General features: G+C 72.7%; 17 protein-coding genes and 3 tRNA genes. 7 read left to right on the top strand and 13 right to left on the bottom strand.

Annotation, left to right across the window (positions count from 1 at the left end; all coding sequences use genetic code 11):
- Positions 1 to 72 precede the first annotated feature (72 nt).
- Both ACZ6X9_RS17775 and ACZ6X9_RS17770 read left to right on the top strand, forming a co-directional pair.
- On the top strand, positions 73 to 2,286 hold the full coding sequence (locus ACZ6X9_RS17775; RefSeq protein WP_469778917.1) for an elongation factor G-like protein EF-G2: 2,214 nt from the start codon (positions 73 to 75) through the stop codon (positions 2,284 to 2,286).
- 184 nt (positions 2,287 to 2,470) lie between these two features.
- The gene (locus ACZ6X9_RS17770) at positions 2,471 to 4,120 is read left to right on the top strand and encodes a hypothetical protein (protein ID WP_469778916.1); all 1,650 of its coding nucleotides are present in this window, start codon (positions 2,471 to 2,473) and stop codon (positions 4,118 to 4,120) included.
- 20 nt (positions 4,121 to 4,140) lie between these two features.
- Here the strand turns inward: ACZ6X9_RS17770 and ACZ6X9_RS17765 are convergent, their stop codons facing one another.
- The 6 genes from ACZ6X9_RS17765 to ACZ6X9_RS17740 all read right to left on the bottom strand — a co-directional run bounded on the left by ACZ6X9_RS17765 (position 4,141) and on the right by ACZ6X9_RS17740 (position 10,774).
- The gene (locus ACZ6X9_RS17765; RefSeq protein WP_469778915.1) at positions 4,141 to 5,391 is read right to left on the bottom strand and encodes a YVTN family beta-propeller repeat protein; all 1,251 of its coding nucleotides are present in this window, start codon (positions 5,389 to 5,391) and stop codon (positions 4,141 to 4,143) included.
- Positions 5,391 to 6,203 carry a polysaccharide deacetylase family protein gene (locus ACZ6X9_RS17760; RefSeq protein WP_469778914.1) on the bottom strand — a complete coding sequence of 271 codons (813 nt, stop codon included), beginning with the start codon at positions 6,201 to 6,203 and terminating at the stop codon, positions 5,391 to 5,393. Before ACZ6X9_RS17760 ends, ACZ6X9_RS17765 begins: the two co-directional genes overlap by 1 nt.
- A gap of 96 nt (positions 6,204 to 6,299) precedes the next feature.
- The gene (locus tag ACZ6X9_RS17755) at positions 6,300 to 6,860 is read right to left on the bottom strand and encodes an HIT family protein (protein WP_469778913.1); all 561 of its coding nucleotides are present in this window, start codon (positions 6,858 to 6,860) and stop codon (positions 6,300 to 6,302) included.
- 68 nt (positions 6,861 to 6,928) lie between these two features.
- On the bottom strand, positions 6,929 to 8,905 hold the full coding sequence (thrS, locus tag ACZ6X9_RS17750; RefSeq protein WP_469778912.1) for a threonine--tRNA ligase: 1,977 nt from the start codon (positions 8,903 to 8,905) through the stop codon (positions 6,929 to 6,931).
- 82 nt (positions 8,906 to 8,987) lie between these two features.
- A complete protein-coding gene (locus tag ACZ6X9_RS17745; protein WP_469778911.1) occupies positions 8,988 to 10,172 on the bottom strand; it encodes a hypothetical protein in 1,185 nt (394 codons plus the stop codon).
- A complete protein-coding gene (locus tag ACZ6X9_RS17740; protein WP_469778910.1) occupies positions 10,172 to 10,774 on the bottom strand; it encodes a DUF4365 domain-containing protein in 603 nt (200 codons plus the stop codon). Before ACZ6X9_RS17740 ends, ACZ6X9_RS17745 begins: the two co-directional genes overlap by 1 nt.
- A 166-nt stretch (positions 10,775 to 10,940) precedes the next feature.
- On the opposite strand from ACZ6X9_RS17740, the gene ACZ6X9_RS17735 reads away from it, so the two are divergent.
- The gene (locus ACZ6X9_RS17735; protein WP_469778909.1) at positions 10,941 to 11,666 is read left to right on the top strand and encodes an exonuclease domain-containing protein; all 726 of its coding nucleotides are present in this window, start codon (positions 10,941 to 10,943) and stop codon (positions 11,664 to 11,666) included.
- 73 nt (positions 11,667 to 11,739) lie between these two features.
- On the opposite strand, the gene ACZ6X9_RS17730 is transcribed toward ACZ6X9_RS17735, so the two are convergent.
- Together ACZ6X9_RS17730 and ACZ6X9_RS17725 are read right to left on the bottom strand one after the other, a co-directional pair.
- Positions 11,740 to 11,811, bottom strand: a tRNA-Val gene (locus tag ACZ6X9_RS17730).
- A 338-nt stretch (positions 11,812 to 12,149) separates the two neighbouring features.
- Positions 12,150 to 12,221, bottom strand: a tRNA-Val gene (locus tag ACZ6X9_RS17725).
- Between the two features lie 286 nt (positions 12,222 to 12,507).
- Between ACZ6X9_RS17725 and ACZ6X9_RS17720 the strand changes: the two genes are divergently transcribed.
- The gene (locus ACZ6X9_RS17720; protein WP_004942301.1) at positions 12,508 to 12,921 is read left to right on the top strand and encodes an SsgA family sporulation/cell division regulator; all 414 of its coding nucleotides are present in this window, start codon (positions 12,508 to 12,510) and stop codon (positions 12,919 to 12,921) included.
- Between the two features lie 232 nt (positions 12,922 to 13,153).
- Complete coding sequence (locus ACZ6X9_RS17715) at positions 13,154 to 13,747, top strand: CGNR zinc finger domain-containing protein (RefSeq protein WP_469778908.1); 594 nt, start codon at positions 13,154 to 13,156, stop codon at positions 13,745 to 13,747.
- A 16-nt stretch (positions 13,748 to 13,763) separates the two neighbouring features.
- Here ACZ6X9_RS17715 and ACZ6X9_RS17710 read toward each other — a convergent pair whose 3' ends face one another.
- Together ACZ6X9_RS17710 and ACZ6X9_RS17705 are read right to left on the bottom strand one after the other, a co-directional pair.
- Positions 13,764 to 14,000, bottom strand: a complete 237-nt coding sequence (locus ACZ6X9_RS17710) for a hypothetical protein (RefSeq protein ID WP_469779202.1) — start codon at positions 13,998 to 14,000, stop codon at positions 13,764 to 13,766.
- Between the two features lie 59 nt (positions 14,001 to 14,059).
- On the bottom strand, positions 14,060 to 14,506 hold the full coding sequence (locus ACZ6X9_RS17705) for a hypothetical protein (RefSeq protein ID WP_469778907.1): 447 nt from the start codon (positions 14,504 to 14,506) through the stop codon (positions 14,060 to 14,062).
- Positions 14,507 to 14,685: 179 nt separating this feature from the next.
- Here ACZ6X9_RS17705 and ACZ6X9_RS17700 point away from each other — a divergent pair, with 179 nt between their 5' ends.
- On the top strand, positions 14,686 to 15,216 hold the full coding sequence (locus ACZ6X9_RS17700) for a DsbA family protein (protein WP_469778906.1): 531 nt from the start codon (positions 14,686 to 14,688) through the stop codon (positions 15,214 to 15,216).
- Between the two features lie 16 nt (positions 15,217 to 15,232).
- Here ACZ6X9_RS17700 and ACZ6X9_RS17695 read toward each other — a convergent pair whose 3' ends face one another.
- The 3 genes from ACZ6X9_RS17695 to ACZ6X9_RS17685 form a co-directional block, all read right to left on the bottom strand.
- Positions 15,233 to 16,054, bottom strand: a complete 822-nt coding sequence (locus ACZ6X9_RS17695; protein WP_469778905.1) for a GNAT family N-acetyltransferase — start codon at positions 16,052 to 16,054, stop codon at positions 15,233 to 15,235.
- A 108-nt stretch (positions 16,055 to 16,162) separates the two neighbouring features.
- Positions 16,163 to 16,984 (bottom strand): aminotransferase class IV, encoded by an 822-nt coding sequence (locus tag ACZ6X9_RS17690; RefSeq protein WP_469778904.1) that lies wholly within the window; start codon positions 16,982 to 16,984, stop codon positions 16,163 to 16,165.
- Complete coding sequence (locus tag ACZ6X9_RS17685; protein ID WP_469778903.1) at positions 16,981 to 18,048, bottom strand: chorismate-binding protein; 1,068 nt, start codon at positions 18,046 to 18,048, stop codon at positions 16,981 to 16,983. The genes ACZ6X9_RS17690 and ACZ6X9_RS17685 overlap by 4 nt, the downstream gene beginning before the upstream one ends.
- A 183-nt stretch (positions 18,049 to 18,231) precedes the next feature.
- Between ACZ6X9_RS17685 and ACZ6X9_RS17680 the strand changes: the two genes are divergently transcribed.
- Positions 18,232 to 18,304, top strand: a tRNA-Gly gene (locus tag ACZ6X9_RS17680).
- Positions 18,305 to 18,324 lie beyond the last annotated feature (20 nt).

Genomic DNA, 18,324 nt, shown 5'->3' with positions numbered 1-18,324 from the left:
CGACATATGGACGCAGCGTGACCACGGTGGAAAGCTCGAAGGATCGCAGGTGTCAACCGGAAGGCGAGGCACATGGGCGAGAAGACGAACCACGCCGGTCATCCCGGGGCCGCGGGCAGAGCAGCGGCGGCCGACCGGCCCGGCGACCTACGGAACGTGGTACTGGTCGGCCACAGCGGTTCCGGCAAGACGACCCTCGTGGAGGCACTGGCCCTGGCCACCGGCGCGGTCACCCGCGCGGGCCGGGTCGAGGACGGCGCCGCCCTCTCCGACTACGACGAGATCGAGCACCGCCAGCAGCGCTCGGTGCAGTTGTCGGTGGTCCCGGTGGAGTGGGCCGGCATCAGGATCAATCTGCTGGACACCCCGGGGTACGCCGACTTCGTCGGTGAGCTGCGGGCCGGGCTGCGGGCGGCCGACGCCGCGCTGTTCGTGGTCTCGGCGGCGGAGGGCGGCGAGGGTGTCTCCGGTGCCACCCGGGCCCTGTGGGAGGAGTGCGCGGCCGTGGGCATGCCGCGCGCGATCGTGGTGACGCACCTGGAGGCGGCGCGGGCGGACTTCGACGCGATGACGGAGACCTGCCGCGCCGCCTTCGGCGGCGACTCCCCCGAGAGCGTGCTGCCGCTCTACCTGCCGGTGCACGGCCCCGAGGGACCCGACGGGCACCGGTCGGTCACGGGTCTGACCGGGCTGCTCTCCCGCCGCGTCTTCGACTACGCGGCCGGCGAGCGCGCCGAGGCCGAGCCCGGCCCGGACCTGCTGCCGGTGCTGGAGACCGCCCGCAACCGGCTCATCGAGGGGATCATCGCCGAGAGCGAGGACGAGACCCTCATGGACCGCTACCTCTCCGGCGAGGACATCGACGTCAAGACCCTGATCGAGGATCTGGAACGGGCCGTGGCGCGCGGCTCCTTCCACCCCGTGCTGCCCGCCGCCCCCGCGGTCGACGGCGCCCGCCAGGGCCTGGGCACGGTGGAGCTGCTGGAGCTGGTCACCGGTGGCTTCCCCACCCCGGCCGAGCGCGAGATCCCCGCCGTCACCGGGCTCGACGGCACCTCGCGGCCTCCGTTGACGTGCGACCCGGCCGGTCCGCTCGCGGCCGAGGTGATCAGGACCGCGTCCGACCCCTACGTCGGCCGGATCTCGCTCGTGCGCGTCTTCTCCGGCACCCTCCGCCCCGACGAGACCGTCCACGTGTCCGGCCACGGCCTGGCCGACCGGGGGCACGAGGACCACGAGGCGGACGAACGGGTCGGCGCCCTCTCGTCGCCCTTCGGCAAACACCAGCGGCCGCTCCCCCAGGCCGTCGCCGGCGACATCGTCAGCGTCGCCAAGCTGGTGCGCGCCGAGACCGGTGACACCCTCTCCTCCCCCGCCCGGCCGCTGCGCATGGAGCCCTGGCTGATGCCGGACCCGCTGCTTCCGGTGGCCATCCAGGCGCACAGCAAGGCGGACGAGGACAAGCTGTCCCAGGGGCTGTCCCGGCTGGTCGCGGAGGACCCCACGATGCGGCTGGAGCACAACCGGCACACCCATCAGGTGGTGCTCTGGTGTCTGGGCGAGGCCCACCGGGACGTGGCGCTGGAGCGGCTGCGCACCCGCTACGGCGTCCAGGTCGACGTGGTGCCGCACCGGGTGGAGCTGCGCGAGACGTTCGGCGGCAAGGCGGCCGGGCGCGGCCGGCACGTCAAGCAGTCCGGCGGGCACGGCCAGTTCGCGATCTGCGAGATCGAGGTGGAGCCGCTGCCGGGCGGTTCCGGTATCGAGTTCGTGGACAAGGTGGTCGGCGGCGCGGTGCCGCGCCAGTTCATCCCCTCCGTGGAGAAGGGGGTGCGGGCGCAGGCGGCGAAGGGCGTCGTCGCGGGCTGTCCGCTGGTGGACGTCCGGGTGACGCTCCTCGACGGCAAGGCGCACTCGGTGGACTCGTCCGACGCGGCGTTCCAGACCGCCGGTGCCCTCGCCCTGCGCGAGGCCGCCGCCGCGGCCCGGGTGCACCTGCTGGAGCCGGTCGCCGACGTGCGGGTGCTGGTGGCCGACGAGTTCGTGGGCCCGGTGATGAGCGATCTGTCCGGGCGGCGCGGCCGGGTGGTGGGCACCGAGCAGTCGCCGGGCGGCCGGACGCTGATCCGCGCCGAGGTGCCGGAGTTGGAGATCGGCCGGTACGCGGTGGACCTGCGGTCGCTGTCGCACGGCACGGGCCGGTTCAGCCGCTGCTACGCGCGGCACGAGCCGATGCCGCCGCAGGTCGCCGAGCGGGTGCGCGAACAGCAGCAGACCGGAGCATAGTTCACAAGCCGCCCACTCCAACTCGTTCCGGAGTGGGCGGCTTTCCCATCCGCTGCGACAGGCGACGGTCCGCACCGTTAGGCTGGGCAGGCGGCCCTCCGGCGTCCACCGCACCGGTCAACGAGCGGGGCGGGACGGCAGGTCGGGGCCGTCGCAGCAGCGGCGTGCGCCTTGGGGGGCATCAGTGACAGACGGGTTCGACTTCAGCCCGGGCGCCCAGGTCCCCATCTCGGGCGGGGCGGGGCAGACCGCGGCGACGCAGGCGCTCGCCTCCGCCGCCTACCGCGACGGGCCGATGGAGGAGCTCCTCAAGGCCAACTCGGAGTGGGCCACGTCCTCCGTCAAACCGCCCCGCATCGCCCTCTTCGAGCCCAACCTCGGCGAGGCGTTCGCCCGGGCGGTGCAGCAGCGCATGCTCGGCGGCGGCCGGAAGCCCCTCATCCAGTCCTTCGGGATGGAACCGCAGGTCATCGTCGAGCACTGCCTCGCCGCCAGCCGCATCCGCAGGCTGCGCGACGCCCGGCTGACGGTCATCATGCTGGTCTTCGGCGTCCTCTTCCTGCCCGGCGTCCTGATCTGGCTCGGCGTCTTCCAGCTCCGCCGTACGCTCGCCGGCGCGCAGGACAAGCGGGTCGGCGCCCTGGGGGGCGCCCTCCTGCTGGTGCTGGCCGTGCTCGGCGCGGTCCTCATGGTCAAGATGCCCTTCGACGGCTTCCTCGGCGTCTACCTCCGGGCCATGATGGTCGCCCCGATCATCGGCTGGGCCTGGGCCAAGACCATCTGCGAACGCACCGCCAAGGACCTGCGCGGCCGCTGGACCGGCCTGCTGGACGGCGGCGGCATCGGCGCCAAGATCCCCGAGGCCGTGCCGCGGAACCCCGGCGAGAGCGCCGCGGAACAGCTCCGGCAGAACCTGGAGCGCCTGTCCGCCGAGCAGAAGAGCAACATCGTCTTCTACGCCGGCCCCAAGGGCATACTCGGCATGGGCACCCGCTGGGGAAGCTGGCAGTTGGCCGAGGAGCTGACCCCCGCCGACCCCGGCAAGGAGATCCACCCCTTCCGCAGTTGGGACATCATGCGGGCGGTCCACGACCAGTTGCGCCTGCTGGAGCGCACCCCCATCAACACCGGGGGCCTGACTCCGCCGTTCGTCGAGCACTGGGTGGTCTCCCCCATCGGCGAGGGCGCGGGCGCCGTCTCCCGGCCCGCCGGCGCGGACGCGTCCTTCCAGATAAGGGGCGCCGCGCTGCAGAAGATCTGCAACGAGCAGCACTTCGGCAGCGGCGACCGTCACTACCTCGGCGTGCAGTTCGTCCTGTGGGACGGCCAGTTGGTCATCACCCTGCTGATCAACGTCACTGTGCTGCACAAGACGCTGCGCATCGAGGTCACCGGCCACGCTCTCGGCCCGATCCACCCCGTCTTCAACGGCAAGCCGAAGAACCGCACCAAGACCTTCCGCAAGGGAGTCAAGTTCTGGGAGACCTGGGAGCGCCGGCTTCCCGTGGTGGAGACCCGCGAGGTGGTCCGGCTGGCCGCCCGCGCCCCGCTCACCTGGTACCCGCCGCTGCTGGAGTACTGGGGCGGCAAGCTGGTCCTGCCCGAGCCCTTCGGTCTGCGGCACGCGTGGGCGGACAAGCCCTGGCGCCACCGCTTCATGGCCGACGACGCCCTGCGGGCCGCCACCCCCGTGCTCCGCGTGGTGCACGAGACCGCCGTGCGTTTCCTCGCCGAACACGGGGTGGACACCGAGCGCTTCAGCAACCGCGCCGGCAACCTGAGCGGCGCCGTCCAGGACCTGTCACCCCGTCAGGCCGACGTCTACAACGCCTAGGCCCGGGGGCGCGGGGGTTCTCACCGGAAGATCCCGGTGTGCCCCAGCGAGTAGCGGCCGGGCTGCGGGTAGACGGCGAGCCCGTGCGGTCCCGCGCCCACCGGGATGCGCGCGATCTGGTGCCCGTCCGTGGTGTCGATCGCGTACACCTCGCTGTTGTACCGCCCGGACAGCCAGAGCACCTTGCCGTCCGCCGACACCCCGCCCATGTCCGGGCTGCCGCCGTCCGGCAGCTCCCACTTGTGCACCAGCTTGCGGCTCTTCAGGTCCAGCACCGAGATCGATCCCTCGCCCCGGTTGGAGATGTACATCGACTTGGAGTCCCGGCTCACGTACAGGCCGTGCGCCCCCTTGCCGGTGGGCATCAGCCACGGCTCGGTGAACTTGTCGCCGTCCAGCACCCACAGCCCGTCCGCCATCATGTCGGCGATGTACCAGGTCCGCCCGTCCGAGGCGATCTTCACGTCCTGTGGCATCGCCCCGTCGAAGGGCAGCTTCTGCTGGCCGATGACCTTCATCTTCTCCGTGTCGACCTTGAGCAGCTCGCCCGAGAACTCGCACGAGACGATGAAGTACCGCCCGTCCGGTGAGAAGTCCGCGTGGTTGACGCCCAGGCAGCTCACCGGGACGGTCTTCTTCCGCTTCATCGTGTGGGCGTCCCGGAACACCAGCTCCCGGTCCATCGACGCCATCACCACGGCGTACTTGCCGTCCGGCGTGAAGTAGAGGTTGTACGGGTCGTGGACGGGCACGGTCTTGCCGGCCCTGCCCGTCGCCGGGTCGATCGGGGTCAGCGTGTGTCCCCGGTCGTTGTTGACCCACAGCGTCTTCAGGTCCCAGGACGGCACCACGTGCTGCGGCTGCGATCCCACCGGGATCGTCTCGATCACCTTGTACGTCTTGGGGTCGATGACGCTGACCGTGTCCGACTCCGTGTTGGGCACGTACACCCGGGACGGGAAGTCCTTCACCACCGGGGACAGCGCGTTCGGCCGGTCGGCGGCGTACACGTCGTGCGGGTCGAGCAGGGGCGGCATCCCCGGCAGCCCCTGTGGCACCTTCGGGGCCGCCGCCCCCTGCCGCTGCTCCTGGTGCGGACGGCGGCCCGCGGCCTCGTCGCTGCTGCCGCCGCCGCAGCCGGCCGCGGCCATCAGCACCCCGCCGGCGGTGAGCACCGCGATGCGGCGGAGCCCGCGGGGCAGCCGGCGCGGGCGGGGACGGTCACCGGGACGAAGGCGGGGACGGGAACGGACGTGCGAGAACTGGATCATCAGGTCAGCAGCTCCGAAGTCGTCACCGCGCGCAGACCGCGGCGGTGCAGGCCGTCGAGGATCGCGGGCAGCGCGGCCACCGTGCCGGCGTGCCCGAAGTGCAGACTCACCACCGACCCCGGACGCACCTCGTCCAGTACGGCACGCCCCACGGCCGCCGCGCCCGGATCGGTGAAGTCGAGGGAGTCGACGTCGTACGACAGGATGTGCGGGTACCCCGCCCTGCGCGCCAGCCGCACCACCTGGTCCGTGGCGAGCCGCGTCTTCGACGGCCGGAACCAGCGTCCGATCCCGCCGGTCAGCCGGCGCAGCCGCTCCGCGCACTCGGTGATCTCGGCGTACGCGGCCTCGGCGCTCATCGAGCAGATGTCCAGGTGGCGCATGGTGTGGTTGCCGAGCTCGTGCCCGCCGTCGAGCACCCGGCGGGCCAGTCCCGGCTGGGCGTCCAGCCAGTCCCCCACCGCCAGGACGGTCACCCGCGCCCCGGCCCGTTCGGCCTCGGTCAGACAGCCGGTCGCGGTGGCCGCGTCGCCCCGGCCGTGGAAGGTGAGGGCGACGGCGTCACGGTCGCGGGGCCCGTTCTCGATCTGTTCCGGCAGTCCGGCCGGCAGGGGCGGCAGGGCGGGCAGGCGGCCGGCCGGGCCGGGCGGTCCGGACGGAGCCGGCCGTTCGGACACCCGTGCGCTGGGCCGGGCGCCCTCGCCGGCGGTCCGCCGCTCCTCGTCACAGCCGACGAGCGGTGCCCCCGCCAGTCCGGCGAGGACACCGCTCGCGGCTGCGCGCAGCACGGTACGGCGATGCGGGAAGGTCACCGCACCATTAGAGCTTTTTTGTCCGGATTTGGGGTGATTTTCGGCTCATGGGGTCGGCGCGTGTCCCCGCCGCACCCCCGCCCGGGACCCGGGAGGTCAGCCCTTCGGCCAGGCGTCGGCGAGCATCTTCCGCGTGTCCGCCAGGAGTTGGGGCAGCACCTTGGTGTGGCCGATGACCGGGAGGAAATTGGTGTCCCCGCCCCAACGGGGGACGACGTGCTGGTGCAGGTGCGCGGCGATCCCCGCTCCCGCGACGCCGCCCTGGTTCATCCCGATGTTGAACCCGTGCGCCCCCGACGCCTCCCGCAGCGCCCGCATCGCCCGCTTGGTGAAGTCGGCCAGCTCGGCCGTCTCCGCCTCGTCGAGCTCCGTGTAGTCGGCGACGTGCCGGAACGGGACGACCATGAGGTGGCCACCGTTGTACGGGTAGAGGTTGAGCACGGCGTAGACGCGCTCGCCCCGGGCGATGATCAGCCCGTCCTCGTCGGACTTCTCCGGAATGGAGCAGAAGGGGCAGCCGTCGCCGGCACCGGGGCCGGTCGGCTTGTTCTCCCCCTGGATGTAGGCCATCCGATGGGGCGTCCACAGGCGCTGGAAGGCGTCCGGGGACCCGACTCCGATCTGCTGCTCCGGCTCACTCGTCATGGTGAGCAGCATATTCCCCGAGGAGGACGCGGCGAGGGGCGGCCCCGTGGGGCCGCCCCTCCACCGCACTCCGGAGCGTGTCACACCTGGACGCGGCGCTCCACGACGTCGAGCAGCTCGGCCAGGGCCTCGTCCTTCGGGATGCCGTTCTTCTGCGAACCGTCGCGGTAGCGGAAGGAGACGGCGCCGTTGGCCACGTCCTCGTCACCGGCGATGATCATGAACGGGACCTTGGACTTCTGGGCGTTGCGGATCTTCTTCTGCATCCGGTCCGAGGAGGCGTCCACCTCCACCCGGAGGCCCTTCCTCTTCGCCTCGGCGGCGAACTCCCGCAGGTAGTCGACGTGCGCGTCGCCGATCGGGATGCCGGTCGCCTGCACCGGGGCCAGCCACGCCGGGAAGGCGCCCGCGTAGTGCTCCAGCAGCACCGCGAAGAAGCGCTCGATCGAACCGAACAGCGCACGGTGGATCATGACCGGACGCTGCTTGGTGCCGTCCGCCGAGGTGTACTCCAGCTCGAACCGCTCCGGCAGGTTGAAGTCGAGCTGGATCGTCGACATCTGCCAGGTACGGCCGATCGCGTCCCTCGCCTGCACCGAGATCTTCGGGCCGTAGAAGGCCGCGCCGCCCGGGTCGGCGACGAGCTCCAGGCCCTGCTTCTCGGCGACCTTGCGCAGGGTCTCGGTGGCCTCCTCCCACGCCTCGTCCGACCCGACGAACTTCTCGGGGTCCTTGGTGGAGAGCTCCAGGTAGAAGTCGTTCAGGCCGTAGTCGCGCAGCAGGTCCAGGACGAAGGTCAGCGTCCGGTCCAGCTCCTCCGCCATCTGCTCGCGGGTGCAGTAGATGTGCGCGTCGTCCTGGGTGAAGCCCCGGGCCCGGGTCAGGCCGTGCACGACGCCCGACTTCTCGTACCGGTACACGGTCCCGAACTCGAAGAACCGCAGGGGGAGCTCACGGTACGAGCGGCCCCGCGCGTCGAAGATCAGGTTGTGCATGGGGCAGTTCATGGGCTTGAGGTAGTAGTCCACGCCCTCGTCGAGCTGCATGGCCGGGTACATGCCGTCGGCGTACCAGTCCAGGTGGCCCGAGGTCTCGAAGAGCTTCGCCTTGGTGGCGTGCGGGGTGTAGACGAACTCGTACCCCTCCTCCTCGTGCCGGCGGCGCGAGTAGTCCTCCATGACCCGGCGGATGATGCCGCCCTTGGGGTGGAAGACCGCCAGGCCGGAACCGATCTGCTCCGGGATGGAGAAGAGGTCCAGCTCGGAGCCGAGGCGGCGGTGGTCCCGCTTCTCGGCCTCGGCCAGGAACTCCAGGTGCGCCTTCAGCTCGTCCTTCGTCGGCCAGGCGGTGCCGTAGATGCGCTGGAGCATGGGGTTCTTCTCGCTGCCGCGCCAGTAGGCGGCGGCGTTGCGCATCAGCTTGAACGCCGGGATGAACCGGGTGGTCGGCAGGTGCGGGCCCCGGCAGAGGTCCTTCCAGCACAGCTCGCCGGTCTTCGCGTCCAGGTTGTCGTAGATGGTGAGCTCGCCGGCGCCCACCTCGACGTTGGCGCCGTCCTCCTGGGAGGCGGAGCCCTTGAGGCCGATCAGCTCCAGCTTGTAGGGCTCGTCGGCGAGTTCCTCACGGGCGGCCTCGTCGGTGACGACGCGGCGGGAGAAGCGCTGGCCCCGCTTCTGGATCTCCTGCATCTTCTTCTCGATGAGCTTGAGATCGTCGGGGGTGAACGGCTTCTCGACGTCGAAGTCGTAGTAGAAGCCGTCCTTGACCGGCGGGCCGATGCCCAGCTTGGCCTCGGGGAAGAGCTCCTGCACGGCCTGCGCCATGACGTGCGCGGTCGAGTGGCGGAGGATGTCGAGACCGTCCTGGGACGAGATCTCGACCGGCTCCACCTCGTCGCCGTCCGCGACCGTGTACGCCAGGTCCTTCAGCTCACCCGCCACCCGCGCGGCGACGATCGTGCGCTCGCCGGCGAAGAGGTCGGCCGCGGTGGTGCCCGTCGTCACCACGCGCTCTTCCCGCTCGGAATCGCGTTGGATGATCACACGGACGTCTGACACCGGACTCTCCTGACTGTGGGACGCGGCAGCGGACGCTGCGCGTCTGAATCGTACCGAGCCCGGCGCCCGGGCCGCCAAACGGTCAGGCGCCGTCGCCGTCCGGGCCCCGGAAGCCTTCCGGGCCCGTGTTCAGGGCCTTGAGCAGCCGCTCCCGCTCGGCCTCGTCCACCGGCAGGGGCAGCACTCCCCCGGCGTCGGCGAGCCGGCGGAAACCGCCGCGGCCCTCCAGGCGGCCGTCGAGGCGCACGGGCCGGCCCGCCAGGTGGGCGCGGCCAGCGGCGCGGTAGTCCGCCTCGCCGAGTTCGACGCGGACCTCCCCCACGTCCGCCCCGGAGAGCACCCGGAGCCGTACGGTGCCGCCTTCGCCCGGGGCCTCGCGCCACAGGTGCGTCACGGTGCCGGTGAGGCGGACGGGGACGGCGGGTTCGTCGTGGCGGTAGCGGGCGCTCGCGGCGCGCAGGGCGGGCAGGTCCCCGGGGGAGAACTCCACCGGCTCGGGACGGGCCGGACGCCCGGGCGGCGGCCCGGCGGCCGGGGCCCAGTGGAACCGGACGCGGATCCCCTCGGCCCCGCCGACCAGGGCGACGAGGGCGTCGGTCAGCTCCCGGCAGACGCCCGCGCGCACGGCCGCGGCGAACGCGTCGGTACGTCCGGTGGCGCGCTGGTAGTCGGTGGCGTCGCGCGCGGCGTTCAACGCGGTGAGCAGGGCGGTCACCGCCGGGCGTCCGTAGGGGCGGTCGGGGCCGAGCGGGGCCAGGACGGTCAGTTCGCGGGCGGAGCACCGGGGGCCGAGCAGCAGCCCGTCGAGGGCGGCCTCGGCCGTGCGGCGGTGGCGGGCGCCGTGGTGACCGGCGGCCGCGCGGGCCGCCAGCGCGCCGGCGGTGAGCAGGGCGCGGACACCGGCGCGCAGCCGGTCCTGTGCGGCCCAGTCCGCGTCGGGGGCGGGCGCCCGGCGTTCGCAGTGGATCTCGTCGCCCGGCGTGCCGAGGGCGAGCAGGATATGGCGGGCGGTGGGGTCGGCGCAGCGTTCCAGGGCGGTGCGGGCCTCGGCGAGGAGGTCGGCGCTGTCGGGGAGGGCGGGGTCGTCCGGCACGAGGAGGCTGGGTCCGCCGGATCCGCTCGGCGGGGGCGGCGTCCAGCGGCCGTAGGGACCGGCGGCTCCGCCGTGGCGCCGCCAGCCGTGGCGGTCCAGCAGGGCCGCGAGAACGACGGGGTCGGCGGGGACGTCGGGGCCGCGGGGGCGGGGTGCGTCGGCCGGCGGTCGCATCAGGGTCTCCCTCCCGCCCCGACGCGCGTCATGATCTCGCAGAGGGCGTGGTCGTCGAAGACGTGCGCGGTGGGGATCCGCACGGTGGTTCTGTGCCGGCCGGTGACCGGGTGGCCGGCGAGGTTGGTCCAGTAACAGCAGTGCCGGACGGCGAGCCGGTCGTGGCCGGCGTGGACCCAGTCGTCCCTGGCGCGGGGGACGAGCATGACGACGAGGATGCGGTGGACGGCCACGGGGGTGCGGGCGAGTTTGACGAGGTGTTCGTTGTCGAGCGTGAAGGGGAAGGTGGCGCCGGGCGGGCGGGGCGGAAGCTGGTAGGTGGCTTTCAACTGCACCTTGATGGTGACCTCGTCGTCCGTGGTGTGACCGGGGGCGGTGTGGCTGAGGTGCCAGTCGATGCCGTGGTCGGGGAAGGGCTGCGCGAGGGTGCAGCCCGCCGCCGCGGCGACGGCGTGCAGATGGCCGATCTGGAGCGTCTCCATGCAGGCGGTGGTGGCCAGGGCGCCGCGGCGGGGCGGGGCGGGACCGGGCGGAGGCCGCCGCCCGTCGGCGCGCGGGGGCCCGCCGGCCGGAACGGCCGGATCGGGCCGCGTGAGGGCCATGTCCGAAACACCTTCCGGGAGCACGTCCTTCGGTGGGTACACCGCTGTTGTCTCCACCCGAACTCCTTCGCAAACAAGGGCGGTTCGGGGCGCACCGAGACCGGGTATCACTCGACGGAGGGAGGGGATTCACGCCAAATTACGGTCAAGCGCGAGGAGTTGTGACATGCCGAGCTGGTTCGAAGGGCCGCTCGCCGCCTTCGACACGGAGACCACCGGGGTGGACGTCGAGCACGACCGCATCGTGTCCGCGGCCCTCGTGGCCCAGTCACGGGCGGGGGCCTCGCCGGCGGTCACCCGTTGGCTGGTCGATCCGGGCGTCCCGGTGCCGGAGGGCGCCACGGCGATACACGGGCTGACGGACACCCACCTCCAGCGGTTCGGACGGTGGCCGGCGCCGGTGATGGAGGAGGTGGCACGGGCACTGGCCGAGCAGGCGGCGGCGGGGGTCCCCCTGGTCGTGATGAACGCGCCGTTCGACCTGACCCTGCTGGACCGGGAGTTGCGCCGGCACCGGGCCACGTCGCTCGCGGCATACCTGGGCGCCTCGTCGCTGTGCGTCCTCGACCCCTGGGTGCTCGACAAGCACCTGGACCGGTACCGCAAGGGCCGCCGGACCCTGTCGGACCTGTGCGCCCAGTACGGGGTGGAGCTGACGGGCGCTCACGAGGCGGCGGCGGACGCGACGGCCGCGATGGCGGTGGCCCGGGCGATAGGCCGGCGGTTCGCGGTCCGGCTGGAACGGCTGAGCATGACCGAGCTGCACGCCCGGCAGGCGGTGTGGCACGCGGCGCAGGCGCGCGGGCTCCAGGCGTGGTTCGCCAGGAACGGCTCGGAGGAGCAGTGCGATCCCGCGTGGCCGCTGCGGGCGGAGCTGCCGTCCGCGGCGTGAGCCCGCGGCGTGCGGCGCCCGGTACGACGACGCGAGGCCGGTCCTTCTGGTGAAGGACCGGCCTCGCGGTGTGTGGGCGATACTGGGATCGAACCAGTGACCTCTTCGGTGTGAACGAAGCGCTCTCCCGCTGAGCTAATCGCCCGGGAGTTTCTCGGGGTTTCCCCCGGGAACGCACTGAACAATACAGGCCGGAGCGGCCCTCCATCAAATTCCGGCCGAGGGGCCGGAGGGGTGTGCCCCTGTCCCGCCCTTTCACCGTTTCTTGCGGGGGCCAGCCCCCGCACCCCCGAAGCGCGCTGCGCGCGCTGTCCTCAAACTCCCCCAGAGGGGGTGCCCCCAACGGGCTGATTCAGCCCGTCCGGCGTTTGAGGACAAGGGGGTCTGGGGCGCAGCCCCAGGAAACGGCGAAGGGGCGGGACCGGGGCACGACAAAACACCCGTGGTCCACGAAGCATTGCCTCGCGGACCACGGGTGGGATGTGGGCGATACTGGGATCGAACCAGTGACCTCTTCGGTGTGAACGAAGCGCTCTCCCGCTGAGCTAATCGCCCGGGCGCACCGCAAACATTACCGCATGTCAGACGGTGCCCAGAACCATCTTCCGGCCCCGACCGGGGGCCACTGGGCGCTGTCACCCTCGGTGATGAAGGAGGCGCGGCGCGCACTTGACGGAACTCACCGGTACGGCCGTACGCGGAGCGCGCCGGGTCGGCCGTACGAGGTATCCGAAGAGTCCCAAAACGGTCAGAGGGGTTTACAACGGCACCGTAGGTGGCATGTCGATTTCGCCGACGTGCGAATCCCCGAGCGCACACTGAGCGAAAGGCCCTGGCGCTTATGAACACCACGGTCAGCTGTGAGCTGCACCTGCGCCTCGTTGTGTCGAGCGAATCGTCACTGCCTGTACCCGCAGGTCTGCGGTACGACACTTCCGATCCGTATGCCGTACACGCCACCTTCCACACCGGAGCCGAGGAAACGGTCGAGTGGGTCTTCGCCCGGGACCTGCTCGCCGAGGGCCTGCACCGGCCCACCGGCACCGGCGACGTCCGCGTCTGGCCGTCCCGCAGCCACGGTCAGGGCGTCGTGTGCATCGCGCTCAGCTCTCCCGAGGGCGAGGCCCTGCTGGAGGCTCCCGCGCGAGCCCTGGAGTCGTTCCTGAAGCGGACCGACGCCGCCGTCCCGCCCGGCACCGAGCACCGGCACTTCGACCTGGACACCGAGCTCTCCCACATCCTGGCGGAGAGCTGAGGAGGTCCACACCAGGAGGTCCGGTCCCTGCGCGCCGCCCACTCGGGGAGGCGGCGCGCGTCCCGTCCCGCTGATACGTCCCTCGCATCCGGCAGCACGGCCGCGCCGTCGCCACGGAATCCACCGTGGCCGACGCCGCGGCCGTGTGGCGTTCGCCCGGCAGCCAGTAAGGTCGGTGGCCACCGTCGAACAAGTTGCCGCCCCACCGGCCGGGCCAGGGAGCGAACCAACCGTGCTGATCAATCACGACACCCGGTGCGCGCTCGACGCCGTCGTCGACCTGCTCAACAGCGCCCCCGCCGGGCCGCCGGCCCCCGGAGCGCCGGGGACGCCGGGAGCCGGCGAGGGCGACGGCCTGGCGGACCTGGCGGCGCTGCGGGACTTCGTCGCGCGGCACGACATCAGCGGGGTGGGACAACTGGACGAGGGCGATCTGCGCGCCGTACGGGAGCTCCGGGGGCGTTTCGCACAGGTCTTCGACACCGAGGCCACCGCGGAGGCCGCCGAGCTCCTCAACGCCCTCGTCGCGAAGGCGGGCACCACGCCCCGGCTCACCGACCACGACGGCTACGACTGGCACGTGCACTACTTCGCGCCGGGGGCCTCCCTCGCCCAGCATCTGGCCGCCGACGGCGGGATGGCCCTGGCGTTCCTCCTGGTGGCGGGCGAGCGGGAACGGCTGCGCCGCTGCGGCGCGCCGGGCTGCGGGCGGGCCTTCGTGGACCTTTCACGGAACCGGTCCCGCCGCTACTGCGACGGCCGGACCTGCGGCAACCGTCTGCACGTCGCCGCGTACCGGGCGCGGCGGCGCGGCGCGGCCGGCTGAACGGGCTGTCCACCGCTCACCACCGGTAGAGGTCGTGGACCGCTGTCACCAGGATCAGCGTCGCCACGAAGGTGAGGAACAGCATCAGGGGCGGCTGGGAGAGGGCGAAGAGGCAGCCTCGTGGTTCCTTGGCGAGGTCGCCGAGGTCGCTCAGGTCGAGATCGCTCAGGTCGAGGTCGTTCAGGGCGAGGTCGTTCAGGGCGGACAGGTCTGCGGTCGGTTCTGCGGTCAGCTCGGCCGGTTCGTCGTTCATCTCCGGCAGATCATGGCGCAGCCCGTTCCGTCAACGGGCCGATCGTGTGGAGGTGTTCGTCAGATCCCGTGCTTTTTGAGGATTGCCTCGATGTCGTCGAACTCTCCTCCGGTATCCTTCCGCCCCTTCGTCTTCGAGCGCCCCTTGGGACGCTCTTCGGGCCGGCCGGCGCCCGCTCCGACGGCGGGGGCGGAAGCGCCGGGCGCCAGGGCGTCCGGGCCGCCGGCCGAGGGCAGGGGGTGGCCCCCGGCGCCGCGCCGCTCGGCGGCCCGGCTCACCAGGAAGAGCAGAGCGGAGAGCGCGAGGACGCCGAAACCGGCCCACACGGTCGGCTTGAAGACCAGGTCGGTGACCCAGTCGATGATCCCGGTCATGACGAGGCCGATCGGGATCAGAGCGAAGGCCGCGATGCGGGTCGCGGCGAGGAAGCGCTTGCGGTAGGCCGTCAGCAGGGCGATGCCCAGTCCGCCCGCGGACACCGCGGCGCACACGGTCGAGGTCAGCATCCGGTCCTCCTGCCGATGATGGGCTTCTGCGTCCATCCTGCACCGGGCGACGGCCCGGAAGCCACGACGGGGGGCCGGGATCAGGGAGAAGTCCGGGTCCTCCCCTGGGGGCTCTCCTCCTCAGGTCGGAGTCCCCCCCGGCGGCTCCGCGCTCCCGCCCGGGCTGGGAGACTGGGCCCATGAGCGAGACCGACTCCCTTTCCACCGCCCCCTCGTCCGCCGCCCCCGTCGTCTTGGACGTCTGGTGCGACCTCCAGTGCACCGACTGCCACACCGCCCTGGACGACCTGCGGGCCCTGCGGGCCCGCTACGGCGACCGGCTGGAGATCCGGCTGCGGCACTTCCCGCTGGAGAAGAACCGGCACGCCTACGCCGCCGCGCAGGCCGCCGAGGAGGCGGCCGAGCAGGGCCGCGGCTGGGAGTTCGCGGAGGCCGTGCTGGCGCGCGCCGGGGAGCTCGGCGAGCGCGGCGAGGCCCTGCTGACCGAGGTGGCGGCCGGGCTGGGAGTGGACGCCGAGGAGGTGGACACCGCGCTGATCGACGGCCGTCACCTGCTGATCGTCGACGCCGACCAGGCCGAGGGCCGGGCGATCGGCGTGACGGGCACCCCGACGTACGTCATCGACGGCGAGCGCCTGGACGGCGGGAAGAGCCAGGAGGGGCTGCGGGAGCGGATCGAGGAGATCGCGGACCGGCTGCTCGCCGGATAGGACCCGCCCCCGCTGCTCAGAGCAGCGGTTTGTGGAAGTACAGGTTCGTGGGCGCGTAGCCCAGGGACTCGTACAGCCGCAGGGCCGGGGTGTTGCCGGCGAAGACGTTGAGGCCGATGCGGTCGTGCCCCATGGCGAGGGCTTCCCGCTCGGCGACAAGCATCAGGGTGCGGCCGTGCCCCCGCCCGCGGTGCTCCGGTGCCACCTTGACGTCGTTGACGTAGGCGATGCCGTCACGCGTCCCCAGCCAGACGGTCCCGACGTCGACGCCCTCATGGGCGAGGACGCGCAGGGCGACGCCGGGGCTGGCGTGGCCCCGCGGCAACGACGACGCGTGATCGGCTTCCGACTTCGCCTCGGCCTCGGCGCGGGGCACGCCGCGCTCGGTCATCGACTGGATGTAGACCTCCTGCGCCTTGGCGAGCCACCCCGGGAACTCCTCGCCGTCCATCGGCCGCGCCGCGCTCCCGGCGGGCAGGGGCGGCGGAGTGGTCAGCGGCTTGGCCATGTTGCGGTTGCGCTCGGTGTAGCCGAGGGCGGTCACCAGGCCGAGCGCGGCGGGGTCCCCGGCGGGGACCCGCACGCTCACCCACCGGCATCCCCAGCCTCGCAGCACCTCCTCGGCGGCGAGGACGGCGACCGTCCCCCGGCCCCGGCGGCGCTCGGACTCCCGGACGAAGAGCCGCTCTATCCGGCCGGCTTGTGGGCCGAAGTGGGGGTGCGTGCTGAGGCCGGCGTCACCGACGGGCCTGCCGTTGACACAGATCTCGTACGTACGGCTGCGGTGGCCGTCGGCGGTGCGCTGCTCCGGTGCGGTGGGGCGCAGGGTGGTGGTCATGCCGCTGTTCTACCCAGGCGCCGGGGCGGGTGTCGCCGCGTTTTCGCGGCCGGGGCCGGCCCAAGACCGGATCGATCGCGCCCGGGCCGGCCCCGGCCGCGCCTCGGTTCAGGGGTCGAGGTCCGCCGCCGACCGCTCCGCGAAGACGCGCATGGCCTCGGTGGTCACCGGGCCGGGGGCGGCGGGGAACCGGCGGCCGTCGAGGGTGTGGACCGCCTGGACGTCGCGCAGGCTGGAGGTCAGGAAGAGCTCCTCGGCGCGGTCGAGGACGCCCATGGGCAGGTCGGTCTCGCGGGCGCCGGTCCACTCCAGGACGAGGGCCCGGGTGATGCCGGGGAGGCAGCCGGAGGCGAGGGGCGGGGTGTGGATTTCGCCGTCGAGGACGGCGAAGACGTTGGTGGCGGTGCCCTCGCAGAGCGCGCCGGCCGTGTTGGCGAGCAGGGCCTCGGAGGCGCCTTGTTCCCTGGCCCGGGCGAGGGCGACGACGTTCTCGGCGTACGAGGTGGACTTGACGCCGGTGAGCGCGCCGCGTTCGTTGCGGGTCCACGGGACGGTGACGACGGCGGTGGCGGCGGGCCGGGGCTCGATGGACGCGGCGGCGACGAGGAGGGTGGTGTCGGCGGCGCCCCGTTCGGAGCCGAGCGGGGAGAGGCCGCCGGTCAGGGTGATCCGGAGGCGGCCGAGGGCGAGCGGGTGGGCGTCGAGGACGGCCGCGCAGGCGCGGCGGACCTCGTCCGCGTCGGGGGCGGGCAGGCCCAGGCCGCGGGCCGAGGCGGCGAGCCGGGCCAGGTGCCGGGTGAGCGCGAACGGGCGGCCGTCCACGATCTTGAGGGTCTCGAAGACGCCGTCGCCGACTGTCAGACCGTGGTCGAACACCGAGACGCGGGCCGCGTCGTCCTCGACGAGCTTCCCGTTGAGCCAGACGGTCACCGTCGCCTCCCGGCGGTCGGAGTGTGGGCGGTCGGGGTGTGGGTGCCCGACGCTATCGCGAGCAGCCGGGCCGCCTTGAGTTCGGTCTCGGCCCATTCGCCCTCGGGATCGGAGCCCCAGGTGATGCCCGCTCCGGTGCCGAACCGGAGAGCCGGTCCGCCGGGGGCGGCGCGGTCGATCCAGAAGGTGCGGATGCCGACGGCCAGCTCACCGGTGCCCCGGTCGGCGTCGACCCAGCCGATGCCGCCGCAGTAGGGGCCGCGCGGTCCCCGTTCCAGCCGTTCGATGATCTCCAGGGCGCTGGCCTTGGGCGCGCCCGTGACCGAGCCGGGCGGGAAGGTGGCGGCGAGCAGGCCGGCCCAGTCGGTGCCCGCGGCGAGCTCGCCGCGGACGGTGGAGACGAGGTGGACGAGGCCGGGGTGTTCCTCGACGGCGCAGAGCGACGGGACGGTCACGGATCCGGTGGCGCAGACGCGGCCGAGGTCGTTGCGGACCAGGTCCACGATCATCACGTTCTCGGCGTGGTCCTTGTCGAGCAGGTCGGCGGCGGTGCGGCCGGTGCCCTTGATCGGGCCGGACTCCACCGTGCTGCCGGTGCGGCGCAGGTAGAGCTCGGGCGAGGCGGTGACCACCTCGGTGCCGTGCGCGGGGAGCCGGACGGTGCCGGCGTACGGGGCCGGGTTGCCGGCCGCGAGGTGGGCGGCGAGGGCGTCGACGTCGGCGTGGTCCGGATCGGGCAGCGGCGCGCCGAGGACGCGGCAGAGATTGGCCTGGTAGACCTCGCCGGCGGCGATGTGCTCGCGGATCCGCCGGACGCCCGCGATGAAGGCGTCCCGGTCCAGGGAGCTGGTCCAGGTGTCGGGGGCGGGACCGTGCCAGCGGCCGGGCGCGGGGAGGGGCGCGGGACGCACGTCGCCGAAGCGGGCGCACCGCACGTCTCCCTCGAAGCCCGCGACCACGGCCCACCAGCCCCGGGAGTCGAGGGCCTCGGGATCACTGGTGACGTCGCGCAGATCGGTGGCGAGGAGGCCGCCGAAGCGGGCCATCGGGGGGAGGTCGTGCACGTCAACGAGTCTATGGGCCGGTCCCCGGACCCGGGCCGGGTGGAGGAAGAGCGGAGGAAGGGGGCAGCACGCTGCGGAAACGGAATTTGAGCTGGCGCGGGAATCCGCTAGAGTTCAACACGTCGCCGGGACGCGGAAGCGAAACGGCGGGGCAACTTCCGGATCACGGTCCGGAGGGGGCGTGCGGACATAGCTCAGTTGGTAGAGCACCACCTTGCCAAGGTGGATGTCGCGAGTTCGAGTCTCGTTGTCCGCTCGAGTAGGGGATCTTCCCGG

The organism is Streptomyces sp. NPDC052910 (genome assembly GCF_055585605.1).
Note: the sequence above shows the minus strand (reverse complement) of the source record. Positions and strands in the feature narration are given on the sequence as shown.

What these genes read in the sequence shown, in the direction of transcription:
- ACZ6X9_RS17775 (WP_469778917.1), top strand. Translation starts at nt 73, where the DNA reads ATGGGCGAGAAGACGAACCACGCCGGTCATCCCGGGGCCGCGGGCAGA.
- ACZ6X9_RS17755 (WP_469778913.1), bottom strand. Translation starts at nt 6,860, where the DNA reads ATGCTGCTCACCATGACGAGTGAGCCGGAGCAGCAGATCGGAGTCGGG.
- ACZ6X9_RS17695 (WP_469778905.1), bottom strand. Translation starts at nt 16,054, where the DNA reads ATGACCACCACCCTGCGCCCCACCGCACCGGAGCAGCGCACCGCCGAC.
- ACZ6X9_RS17745 (WP_469778911.1), bottom strand. Translation starts at nt 10,172, where the DNA reads ATGCGACCGCCGGCCGACGCACCCCGCCCCCGCGGCCCCGACGTCCCC.
- ACZ6X9_RS17710 (WP_469779202.1), bottom strand. Translation starts at nt 14,000, where the DNA reads ATGAACGACGAACCGGCCGAGCTGACCGCAGAACCGACCGCAGACCTG.
- ACZ6X9_RS17765 (WP_469778915.1), bottom strand. Translation starts at nt 5,391, where the DNA reads ATGATCCAGTTCTCGCACGTCCGTTCCCGTCCCCGCCTTCGTCCCGGT.
- ACZ6X9_RS17740 (WP_469778910.1), bottom strand. Translation starts at nt 10,774, where the DNA reads ATGGCCCTCACGCGGCCCGATCCGGCCGTTCCGGCCGGCGGGCCCCCG.
- ACZ6X9_RS17735 (WP_469778909.1), top strand. Translation starts at nt 10,941, where the DNA reads ATGCCGAGCTGGTTCGAAGGGCCGCTCGCCGCCTTCGACACGGAGACC.
- ACZ6X9_RS17700 (WP_469778906.1), top strand. Translation starts at nt 14,686, where the DNA reads ATGAGCGAGACCGACTCCCTTTCCACCGCCCCCTCGTCCGCCGCCCCC.
- ACZ6X9_RS17705 (WP_469778907.1), bottom strand. Translation starts at nt 14,506, where the DNA reads ATGCTGACCTCGACCGTGTGCGCCGCGGTGTCCGCGGGCGGACTGGGC.
- ACZ6X9_RS17720 (WP_004942301.1), top strand. Translation starts at nt 12,508, where the DNA reads ATGAACACCACGGTCAGCTGTGAGCTGCACCTGCGCCTCGTTGTGTCG.